Genomic DNA, 11,804 nt, shown 5'->3' with positions numbered 1-11,804 from the left:
CTCATAATCCACATAATTAAAACCAATAAAAATTAATTATAACACAAAAACAAACAATAAATAAGCATAAAATTTAAGAATCACAAAACATATATAACCTCGATGTAGATAATATATCACGGAATTATTCTTACTAAATAAGATCATAAAATACTTTCCTGTAAAATTTTATATTTTTGCAGTATACATACAATTCATGGAGCTAATAAAAAACTGGTCAAACCTTTACATCGAGGCAGGATGTGATGAAGTAGGAAGAGGATGTTTAAGTGGTCCGGTGGTAGCGGCAGCAGTAATTTTGGATGATGATTTTAAACAAAATCTGGTTAATGATTCAAAGAAATTAACGTTCAAAACCCGTATGGAACTGGATAGTTATATTAAAGATAATGTGAAAAACTACGCCATTGCAGAGCTTCCACCGTCCTTCATTGACGAACATAATATTCTCAATGCAAGCATCCATGCAATGCATCGTGCACTGGACAAACTAACGATAACTCCTGAACTTATTCTGGTAGACGGAAATAAATTTCATCCTTATAACTACATCCCTCATCAATGTATTATCAAGGGAGATTCTAAAGTATTATCGATTGCTGCAGCGTCTATTCTTGCCAAAAATTATAGGGATAAGTTAATGATTCAGCTTCATGAAGAACATCCTGAATATGGCTGGGACACCAATTTTGGCTATGCTACTAAAAAACATCAGGATGCGCTTATTAAACATGGACCGACCCGATATCACAGACAGTCTTTCAGACTGAAATATGATTAAAGTAACTGATTTTCAATTATTAAATTCTCATCCTCTGATTGAAAATTTAAAATCATTCTAAATAAATTACAGATAAAAAAAAGAGAAGCAACTGAACAATTGCTTCTCTTTTTTAACGTATTATTAAGAATTTATTTCTTTTTATTTCTTTGTTGTTCCTGAGCTTTTTGCTGCTCCTGAGCCTTCTCCATCATTTCTCTCATTCTCTTCTGGAATTTACCTTCTGCTTTCGGTTTTTCCTTATTAGACTGAATCTGGGCATGGATTTTCTTTTCATCCAGGATCAAATACTTGATAACAAGGATGATCAGGATGTTAATCGCATTCGATACAAAATAATACCATGAAAGACCTGAAGCCGAAGTATTAAGGAAGAACAGGAATGTAATAGGGAAGATATACATTAACACCTTCATATTTGGCATTCCTTCCTGCTGAGGCTGCTGCATATTTCCTGAAGTCATAACAGTATAGATTAAAATAACCACTGTACAGGCTAAAGCGAAAATACTTAAATGGTCTCCAAGGAAAGGAACTTTAAACGGAAGCTTGATCAAATCATCATACGCTGTCAAATCTTTGGCAAACCAGAACCCTTGACCTCTAAGATCAATAAAGTTCGGAAAGAAACGGAACAAAGCATAGAAGATAGGAATCTGAACTAATGCCGGTAAACATCCCGCCATCTGATTTACTCCTGCTTTTCTGTACACTTCCATCGTAGCCTGCTGCTTCTTCATCGGATCTGCATCCTTGAACTTCGCATTTACCTCGTCAATTTCCGGACGGATCACCTTCATCATTGCACTTAGTTTGTGCTGCTTATACATAATTGGCGACAGGATCAGCTTTACGATGATCGTCATTACAAAAATCACCCAACCTGCTGACAATCCCCACGCAGCAATAATACTGTATAACCACATGAAGAAATAACGGTTCATTGCCCCGATGAATGACCAGCCTAACGGAAGGATTTCATCAAAATTCTTATCGTAAGATTTAAGCAATGGCAAATCCAATGGCATAAAATACCATGTGAAATCCTGGTTCAGCTCACTTCCGGTCATTTGAACGAAACCTTCGTAATTGAATTTCTTCAGATACTCTCCTTCTTCAACATTCTCCTGATTACCTTTACTTTGTGTAAATCCGTTTTTAGCTTCAATGACTGAAGAGAAAAACTGCTGCTTTACACCAATCCAGTTAAGGGTTTCTTTTTCTTCCTCCATGGTAGTTCTTCCATCATAATCATAGTCTTTATAATTATTGAAGGCATAAGAAAATTCTGAGTGAGACTGTTCCTGAGCTCTACCTTTTTCAAGGTTTCTTACGTTATAATCCCAGATAAAATCTGCTTTGTTATCAGAAGTAATTTTAGAAAGCCCCTGAGTTCTTACTTTAAAATCAAGGGTATATTTTGGTAATAATGTGTAAATGAATTGAATGACAGCACCATTATAATCTGCAGTTAAGGTTACAGCATTTCCATTAACAGCTGGTGAGAAAACTAAATCTTTAGTATTAACGATTTTCCCTGTTTTATCTTTAAACTGAAAACCGTAGTTTGAGTTATTCTTAGTGATAAGATAAAGCGGCTGATCTGCATTATCTGTTTTGTGGTTGTAGGCTTTATATTTTAAAAGTTCTACTTTGGAAACCTGTCCTCCTAAGCTTGAAAATTCAAGTTTCAATTCATTATTCCCAAGACTTGCTGTCTGAATGGCGTTAGGAGTTACATTTGGATTGATATTGCTTGCCTGAGTTTGCTTTACGGCATTTTTTGCCTGTTCCGTTTTCTGCTCCTGAGCTTTCAACTCCGCTTCTTTCGTTTGTTTGTTCTGGAAATAGAACATAAAACCGAAGAGAACAAGGCATAAAACCGCGAAACTAATCATTTGCTTCTTATCGATTCCGTTGTTTTGTTGCATTTTATTTTATATTAAAATTTTAAATTTAAAATGTACATACTGGTGTACGTAATTTGAGCTGACAAAAATACTGTTTTTTTATCAAAACTCTATGCTTTACGTTGTTACTATATAATAAACTCAAGCTGAGAATAATCAGCCTGAGTTTATGGGTAGACGTTTATGATAAAATTTTACCTTATTTCTTTTCGCAAGCTTTGATGAAAGCTCTGAATAGCGGATGCGGTGTCGCTACCGTACTTTTATATTCCGGGTGATACTGAACCCCTACATAGAACGGGTGATCAGGAAGTTCCAGCGCTTCTACCAAACCTGTTTCAGGGTTGGTACCTGTAGCAAGGAAACCATTCTTTTCAAATTCCTGAAGATAATCACTGTTGAATTCATAACGGTGACGGTGTCTTTCAGAGATATTTTTGTTTCCGTAGATATCGTATAATTTAGAACCGTTTTTCAATGAGCACTTCCATGCCCCAAGACGCATTGTTCCTCCTTTATCTACTACATTTTTCTGTTCTTCCATCAAAGAAATTACAGGATCTGGAGTAGCGGTATCAAATTCCATAGAGTTGGCTTTGGTATGTCCTAAAACATTTCTTGCAAATTCAATCGTCATAATCTGCATTCCTAAACAGATTCCCAACATTGGAATTTTATTTTCTCTTGCATATTTTGCGGTAAGAACTTTCCCTTCAATTCCTCTGTCTCCAAAACCTGGAGCTACAAGGATACCATTCACACCTTTCAGTGTATCTTTGATATTTTCTTCCGTAATATCCCCACTATATACCCATCTTACTTTTACTTCAGTTTCAAGGTCAGCACCTGCATGTTTGAATGCTTCAGCAATAGAGATATAAGAATCCTGAAGGGAAACATATTTTCCAACCAATGCAATCTCAACAGTTTTCTTAGGGTTCTGGAATTTTTTAAGGAAACTCTTCCAGTCTTTAAGATCAGCATCTTTATCACTTTTCAGATCCAGCTCTTTCAAAACTACATCATCGAAATTTTGCTTCTGAAGATACATTGGAACTTCATAGATCGTTTCAAGATCTTTACATTCGATAACATTATCCAAAGGAACGTTACAGAACTGAGCCAATTTTGCTCTCTGATCTTTAGGAATTTTATGTTCCGTTCTGCATACCAAAACATCAGCCATAATTCCGCTTTCCATCAGCTGACGAACGGAGTGCTGGGATGGTTTTGTTTTCAATTCTCCACTTGAAGCCAGATAAGGCAATAAAGTAAGGTGAATCACCATAGAATTGCTCTCTCCCAATTCCCATTTCAACTGGCGAACAGTTTCAATGTAGGGTAAAGATTCAATATCCCCTACAGTTCCTCCGATCTCAGTAATGATGATATCGTAGTTCTGTTTTGAAAGAATTTTAATTCTACGTTTGATTTCGTTAGTAATATGAGGAATTACCTGAACTGTTTTTCCAAGGAAGTCTCCTTTTCTTTCTTTTTCAATTACAGTCTGGTAGATTTTTCCTGTAGTAACGTTGTTGTTTTGGGATGTAGGAGCATCAAGATAACGCTCGTAGTGGCCTAAATCCAGATCCGTCTCTGCACCATCTTCAGTCACATAACACTCTCCGTGCTCATAAGGATTCAAAGTTCCTGGGTCGATATTGATATAAGGATCTAATTTTTGGATCGTTACATTAAAGCCGCGTGATTTTAGTAGAAGTCCCAGAGAAGCAGAAACGATTCCCTTTCCCAAAGATGAAGTTACACCTCCTGTCACAAAGATGTACTTTGTATTCTTTTTACTCATTAGATTAGGTTTGTGCAAAGTTAGGGGAAAAAGAAATACAAAGCAATCTTTTACATTTTGAAAATGATAAAACACCCCTCAAACAACTATAAAACCAGATAAAATTTTTTATTAATATTAATCTAAACAAATGAAACAAAGCTGCAACCAAAAAGATTTTCGCCTATCAACAAAAAAGGTTTTCCATTTGAGCGGAAAACCTTTTTATATTTTATATTCTGAATATTATTGTTTAGTCAGTTCAAAGTAAGCTGTTACTTCAACATCTTTCGCGATTCCGGCTCCTGACGGATCATATTTGATTCCATAATCCAGGCGATTTACGGTAAATTTGGTCTGGATCCCCATAATCTCTTTTCCGTCCTTATTTTTTGTAATTCCTCCAAACGTAAGCTGAGCAGTGATTTCTTTTTCCACGCCCTTCATCGTCAGTTTCCCTTTTACGATGTAATTATTGTTCTTATCTTTTGTAACGGAAGAACTCTTAAATTCAATCGTAGGATATTTGGTAACTTCGAAAAACTCTTCGCTGATAAGATGTCTGTCTCTCATGTCCACTCCTGTATTAATGGAAGGGACACTGATAGAAAAGCTCAAATCGGCATTATCCAGATTAGCACCACCAGTGGCTGCTTTTCCGTCAAATTTATCAAACCTTCCCTGCACAAAACTGATTCCCATGTGCTTGATATTAAAATTGATTGATGAATGCATCTGGTCTACCTGCCAGCTTCCCTGTGCAAAAGCAACAATACTTACAAGCGTAAATACGAAAGATAAAAATACTTTTTTCATTGTAATGATATTTTACATTAATATATTTTAATTGAATAAAGCTAAGATATGAAAGATATTCCTATCACAGACGTATTAGTTTTTTTATATTAACCCCATTTACATTCTGAAAAAAAAATGCTTTTTTATAACTTCGCAGTATGTCAAAACTGAAAACAGCATATTTCTGTCAAAACTGCGGAACCCAGTACCCTCAATGGCTGGGGCAATGTAAAAACTGTGGAGAGTGGAATACATTAGTGGAAGAGGTTGTGGAAAAACCTTCTCACAAAACGCCTCCCTTTTCGAAAACCAAACAACATGTTATCAATATTGTTGAAGTGGAAACGAGCGAAGAGCCTAGAATAAAAACACCTTCCGAAGAGCTGAACCGTGTTTTAGGAGGCGGCATCGTTTTGGGTTCTGTAACTTTGATTGGCGGTGAACCGGGAATCGGGAAATCTACCCTTCTGCTTCAGCTTGCTTTAAAAATGAAGAAAAAAATCTTCTATGTTTCCGGGGAAGAAAGTGCGTCTCAGATCAAAATGAGAGCAGACAGGCTTACAGATATTCAGAATCCGAACTGTTTTCTTTTTACTGAAACTTCACTGGAAAAAATCCTTCATGAAGCCAAAAAACTGGAGCCGGATTTCATGATCATCGATTCTATACAGACCCTGCAGTCTCAATTGATAGAAAGTTCTCCGGGAACAGTATCCCAAATCCGGGAATGCTCCAATGAGATCATCAAATATGCTAAAGAAAATAATACTCCGGTATTTCTTGTAGGCCACATCACCAAAGACGGACAGATTGCCGGACCAAAGGTTCTTGAGCACATGGTGGATGTCGTTCTGAATTTTGATGGGGACCGAAATCACCTGTTCAGATTACTAAGAGCTAATAAAAACCGTTTCGGGTCCACTTCAGAAATCGGAATTTATGAAATGATATCACAGGGATTAAAAGAGATTAAAAACCCTTCGGAAATACTGATTACCAAGAAGTTTGAGGAACTTTCAGGGAACTCCGTTGCAGTAACTCTGGAAGGAAACCGACCGATGCTTCTTGAAATACAGGCATTGGTAAGTACCGCCGTTTATGGTACTCCTCAAAGAAGCAGCACCGGTTTTGATTCCAAAAGACTGAATATGCTTTTGGCCGTACTGGAAAAAAGAGCAGGTTTTCAATTGGGAGCAAAAGACGTCTTCCTGAATATTACCGGAGGAATAAAGACAGACGATCCGGCACTGGATCTGGCGGTGATCGCTTCTGTTCTTTCGTCTAATGAAGACATTGCGATTTCCGAACATTACTGTTTTGCCGGAGAAATTGGTCTGAGTGGAGAAATACGTCCGGTAGCCCAGATTGAACAGAGAATTACTGAAGCGGAAAAATTGGGTTATGAAAAAATATTTGTTTCCAACCTTAATAAAATCCCGAAAAGAAAATTTGGAATCAAGATTGAAGAAGTGAGTAAAATTGAGGATTTTCACGAGAGGCTTTTTTAGGGTGAATGGTCAATTTTGCTGCGCAAGTCAATCGTCAATTGGAATGAAGATAAAAAAATTCACAAGCAAAGCGGATTTACTATAGGTAAAATTGTGAATGGTCAATTCTGCTTAGCAAGTCAATCGTCAATTGGAATAAGGATAAAAAATTCACAAGCGAAGCGGATTCACTATAAGTAAAATTGTGAATGGTTAATTTTGCTTCGCAAGTCAATAGTCAATTAATATCACGATAAAAATTCACAAGCGAAGCGAATTCACTTTTCACCTTTCACTATCCACATTTAATTCATACCTTTAAATTATGAATTATCTGGCTCATTCTTTTCTTTCTTTTACCGACGGGCAGATCGTGGGGCAATTTCTCGAAGATTTCATCCGCAACAGAGATCGTTTTTCTTTCCCGAAGGAAATTCAGGACGGAATTACCCTGCACAGAGCGATTGATACATTTACAGATTCTCATCCTGCTATTCACGAAGCCAAAAAAGTATTTGCTCCTTTGGTAAGACTATACGCCGGTGCATTTGTGGATGTGTCAATGGACCATTTTGTAGCCAGAGATCTTTCCCTGAATTCCCTGGCAGAATGGAAAGCACATTCTCTTCATGTTTACAGTGTTTTGAATGCCCATGAACAGTGGCTCCCTGAAAATTTTAAAAAGATGCTGGTTAAAATGGAACAGGATGACTGGCTTTATAATTACCGTGAAGACTGGGGGATTAAATTCAGTATTCAGAATGTACTGAATAAAGCCAAATATCTGGATAAGAATATTCCTGTTTTTGAAGCTTTTTTAAAAAATAAAGATCATCTTCAGCAGTGTTATGACGATTTTTTTCCTGATCTTCTTGCTCATGCAAAAGGGATCAGCACATTACTCCAGCTGGAAAATTAATAAACTTTAAATTTGTCTTATTGTTTAAAACGCAAAGATTAAATTAAGTTTTGTTATTATTAAGTGAGCTAAGAAGGCGACAAAGCCGCTGAAAAAGCTGCATGGATTTGGTACCGCTTAGAAAAAATCAACAAAGTTGATTCCTCCTTTGCTTCCTCAAAAATATAATATTATACGCTGAAATCTTTGCGTGAAATTACAATATATATTCTTAGAACTGTTTATAGAGATAACGGTTGGGATAGGTAAGTTTTTCACTGTTTCTTTGCCCGTTTACAATGATATGAACAATATTGATCTGATCATCAAAAAGGTTATACAAAAAACTGACTGCTGTTTCTACTTTTTTCGGAGTGGCCACCGGTTCTGATTCAAGAAAGATATCTACAGATTCCTGATCTTCTTCATAACCAATATAATTTACTTTTAAAAATTTGTTATCAGCCTTTAACCTGAAATATTCTGAACAATATTTTTGCAGGGCATCATTCAGTTTCGCCTTATATTTTTGGTCATTAAAATGAAAAGCACCTCCATATTTTTTACCCAGGCCATTTTCCATATCATCAAGAAAGAATCTTCCGGTCACTTCAAAGGTTCTGGATTTTGAATTATAATTGATTTCAACAGATCCTACATGGTATGGATGAACCGCATCACTGCTCATAAAGCTCTGAGAAATAATCGTCATCAAAAAAAGAAATCCCAAAAAAAACTTACCCGACATGAATTTTATTTTACAGCAAATATAAAAAAAGCAGCAGTTATACAACCGCTGCTTTTGATTATAATGGATTGATGAATTTATTGTTTCATTACTTTTTTCGTAATTTTTGTGTTATCATCCAATGCAATGGTAAACAGATACATTCCTCTCACCAGTTCTGAAACATCAATTTTACCGGAATTTTTATCTACATTGACCGTTTTAACCAATTTTCCTGAAGCATCATAAATAGTTACTGCTCCTTTAGAATATCTGCCTAACGATACATTTACAAAATCTTTTGCAGGATTCGGGGTGATGTTCACTTCTGAATTTATTTTAACATCTGCTGTTCCCAATGTTGTTCCTGTTTTTACAAAATATCCGCCAAAACCTGTTGTCTGGAAGCTCACTTCCCAATATTGGTAAGTATCATTCCAGATAATATCTGCAATATTTGGGGTAATTATTGTGGCAGTTCCTCCAAAAGAAGCTACGGTACCTGTAGTACTTGTTCCTGTATATTTTTCGATAAGAAGATTTGCTTTATTTGCAACATCAGCAGGTGAAGTAGGCAATTTCACTGCATTGCTCAGATTATAGGCATCGAAATCACTCTGTTTGAAATATAAGGTTACTTTACCGGTTGCTGTGGTAGTGTTTGCATCCGAATTGATTTCATATCTTCTTGCCACATAGTTGGGCTGTGCATTATCAACCCACACTTTGGCTGTTACATTTCCTGTTACGGTACTGGCTGTTTCTTTTTCTATTCTTGAGATAAGCTGGCAGGAATTTGTAAAATAATTGTAACCATTTGTCACCGTACCGGCTTTCGTCTGGTTGGAAGTTGCCAAATTCTTTACTTCGGCAACATTTTCGTAGACCACCGCTCTCATTTTAAGATCAAATGTTCTTGAGGTCCAGGTAGTACCGTCTGTAGAAGTCTTAGATCTGTTATTCACTACTGCATTTTCAGCTTTCATGGCAATCCTTCCTCCTAGTCCGTTTACGACAATATAAAATTCTTTTCCGGTTACCATTTGAATATTCAGATCTGAAAGGTTCACATAATTCCAGGTAAATCTTTGAACGTTATTAAGCCATGAAGTAATGGTTTTAGTCGCTATAATATCTCCGGGGTTTCCATTGGCATCCACTTTTCTGATTTGAATATCAACCGGAATATCCGAAGGAAGAGAAGTACCTGTTAAGAATGAAAAACCGCCCAGTTTTCCTGTCAATGTCGGCGTATATCTTACTGCCAGGGCAATATTATCAAAGTAATAATTTGATTCTGTATTGGCGATAATATAAGGTTCATCGTATCCTACAGTTTCAAAATTAGATTTTACACATCCTAATTCATCCGTAACTGCTTTGTAAATATCTAATTTCCCATATCCCCATCTCATATTGGGAACAGTTCCTGTTGCCCCATCCATTCTTGCATTGGAAGTAAGACGTGCTTTCACCTGGGCTGCTGTTAATGAAGGATTGGCCTGAAGCAGTAAGCCGACAGCTCCTGCTACCCCCGGTGAAGACATACTTGTTCCCTGGTTTTTTACATAATAATTGGTTCCGGCAATGATATCTGTTGAGCCAGGAGCAGAATCGGCTGATCGGGAAGAAATCACGTTCTGTCCTGAGCCTGCAATATCCGGTTTCTGGACACCATCTACTCTTGGTCCCTGTGCACTGAATGAAGATATAGATTCTTGCGGAGTAAGTGTAAAGTAGCCGCTTGCTCCACTGTACCAACTGGCTCTTCCCATATAAGAAGCTACCGTGATGGCGTTGGAAGCATTCCCCGGTGATCCTACAATATATTCATTATCCCCGTTTTGTAAGGTGGTTTGCACTCCCTGACTATACAGCCAGCCGTGGGCTGTGATCTGCTGGGATCCGTTGTTGGTAATTTCCAATGAATAATTCCCCTGAACATTGGTGGTTCCGGAGGTTCTGGTCACTACCAACTGTACATATCTTTTATTGTTGTCGTTACTCCAATAGTTGTACATGGTTGCGGTAAGACCTCCTCCTAATATAGTATGAGCGGTGTTTGTACTGATATTCTGTGTATACTGCTGTCCGTCCGGAGTGGTTAATTTTGCAGTAACGGGAGTATTGTCATTGGCATACATAATGAATGAGAATACTGAAGCTGCGGAAGTGTTGCTTGCTACGGTAAAGTTATAGGTCTGTGCCGCACCGGCTGCAATATCTACTTTTCTGTGAAGATTAGCTCCGTAATCGTTTCCAGCTGAAATCACAACAACTCTTCCCGCTCCTGAAGTGGTAAAACTATTCACTGCTACTTCATGGCTGGAGGTTCCGTCGTGGGCACTACTCTGACCACCGATACTCATATTAACGACAATGGGCTTATTAAGAGCCGTTGCTACGTTCTTGAAATACGTTAAAGCATTAATGGTATTGGTTGTGGGAAAAGACCCGTTACCACCTTTTACAAAAACAATATCTGCATCAGATGAGAATCCCTTATGTCTTTTATCGGCAAAGGCTGCACCATTCCCGGCTGCTGTACCTGAAACGTGGGTTCCGTGACCATTAATATCATTTTCACGAACAAAACCTGTTGGTGTTCCGTCCAGTTCATCTTCAATCTGCGCTCGGGTATATTCTACACCAGTAGAAAACCCTACCGGGGCGGTTTCTCCCGCCTGTGCAGTTAATGTCTGATCCCAAATGGAAACAATTCTGCTTTTGGTCTGATCATTGGCCTTTCTGAAATCCGGATGTTTCCAGTCGATTCCGCTGTCATAAATTCCTACCAGAACACCTGTTCCGTTATAAGCGGTGTTATTGAAAACTCCATCCTGCAAAAGGCTTGCTCCGGACTGAGCTCTGCTCACATCATTATGAAGCTCATCAAATTCCGGCGCCATTACAGAGGTTACATAAGGAAGCTGCATCAGTCTTTCAATATCTTCAATGGTAACCAAAGCTGTGGAGAAAGCCGGCAGCTGGCTCTGAATAATAAAACCGTCTGCTTTCAGTTTTTCCGGTTCCTTGGTATAAATAATACATGAATACATGGTTTGTGCTCCCTTTGAAGTCACTACCAGATGCTTGTCAAGTTTCATATCAGGACGTTCCAAATCCCTAACAGATCTTCCATTGGCAATATTTTCCTTATTTTTCAATAAAATATCAAACCGGGAGTCCAGTTTTTGTACCTGTCCGTAAAATGCATAGGAATATAATCCTAAAAAGGCTGCTGCAGCATTTCTGAGAAGCTTCGCTCCTCCGGGTGAAATGTTTACATTTGTAGAAAATAATTTTTTAATATCCATAATTCATTTTTAAGCAATACAATTATACAATTTTTATTCAACATATCAATAAGCCAAGGTATTAACAACAATCAAGCTTAAAAATTAAACCAAACAATAA

Annotated in this window: 8 protein-coding genes; 3 read left to right on the top strand and 5 right to left on the bottom strand. The window is 37.5% G+C overall.

Annotation, left to right across the window (positions count from 1 at the left end):
* Nucleotides 1-196: 196 nt before the first annotated feature.
* Nucleotides 197-781 carry a ribonuclease HII gene (locus LIV57_RS14870; protein ID WP_227943271.1) on the top strand — a complete coding sequence of 195 codons (585 nt, stop codon included), beginning with the start codon at nt 197-199 and terminating at the stop codon, nt 779-781.
* 131 nt (nt 782-912) lie between these two features.
* On the opposite strand, the gene yidC is transcribed toward LIV57_RS14870, so the two are convergent.
* The 3 genes from yidC to LIV57_RS14855 form a co-directional block, all read right to left on the bottom strand.
* Nucleotides 913-2,712, bottom strand: a complete 1,800-nt coding sequence (gene yidC, locus LIV57_RS14865) for a membrane protein insertase YidC (protein WP_227943270.1) — start codon at nt 2,710-2,712, stop codon at nt 913-915.
* 178 nt (nt 2,713-2,890) lie between these two features.
* A complete protein-coding gene (locus LIV57_RS14860; protein WP_110008139.1) occupies nt 2,891-4,498 on the bottom strand; it encodes a CTP synthase in 1,608 nt (535 codons plus the stop codon).
* Between the two features lie 225 nt (nt 4,499-4,723).
* The gene (locus tag LIV57_RS14855; RefSeq protein WP_227943269.1) at nt 4,724-5,293 is read right to left on the bottom strand and encodes a YceI family protein; all 570 of its coding nucleotides are present in this window, start codon (nt 5,291-5,293) and stop codon (nt 4,724-4,726) included.
* A 140-nt stretch (nt 5,294-5,433) separates the two neighbouring features.
* Between LIV57_RS14855 and radA the strand changes: the two genes are divergently transcribed.
* On the top strand, nt 5,434-6,783 hold the full coding sequence (radA, locus tag LIV57_RS14850) for a DNA repair protein RadA (RefSeq protein ID WP_227943268.1): 1,350 nt from the start codon (nt 5,434-5,436) through the stop codon (nt 6,781-6,783).
* A 304-nt stretch (nt 6,784-7,087) separates the two neighbouring features.
* A complete protein-coding gene (locus LIV57_RS14845) occupies nt 7,088-7,681 on the top strand; it encodes an ACP phosphodiesterase (protein ID WP_110008142.1) in 594 nt (197 codons plus the stop codon).
* Between the two features lie 211 nt (nt 7,682-7,892).
* On the opposite strand, the gene LIV57_RS14840 is transcribed toward LIV57_RS14845, so the two are convergent.
* Nucleotides 7,893-8,408: a DUF6702 family protein gene (locus tag LIV57_RS14840; protein WP_227943267.1), complete on the bottom strand. Its 516-nt coding sequence runs from the start codon at nt 8,406-8,408 to the stop codon at nt 7,893-7,895.
* Nucleotides 8,409-8,485: 77 nt separating this feature from the next.
* On the bottom strand, nt 8,486-11,704 hold the full coding sequence (locus LIV57_RS14835; RefSeq protein ID WP_227943266.1) for a S8/S53 family peptidase: 3,219 nt from the start codon (nt 11,702-11,704) through the stop codon (nt 8,486-8,488).
* Nucleotides 11,705-11,804: the final 100 nt, after the last annotated feature.

The organism is Chryseobacterium sp. X308 (genome assembly GCF_020733145.1).
Classification (GTDB): Bacteria; Bacteroidota; Bacteroidia; order Flavobacteriales; family Weeksellaceae; genus Chryseobacterium; species Chryseobacterium cupriresistens.
This window is presented reverse-complemented; position numbering and strand designations above follow the sequence as displayed.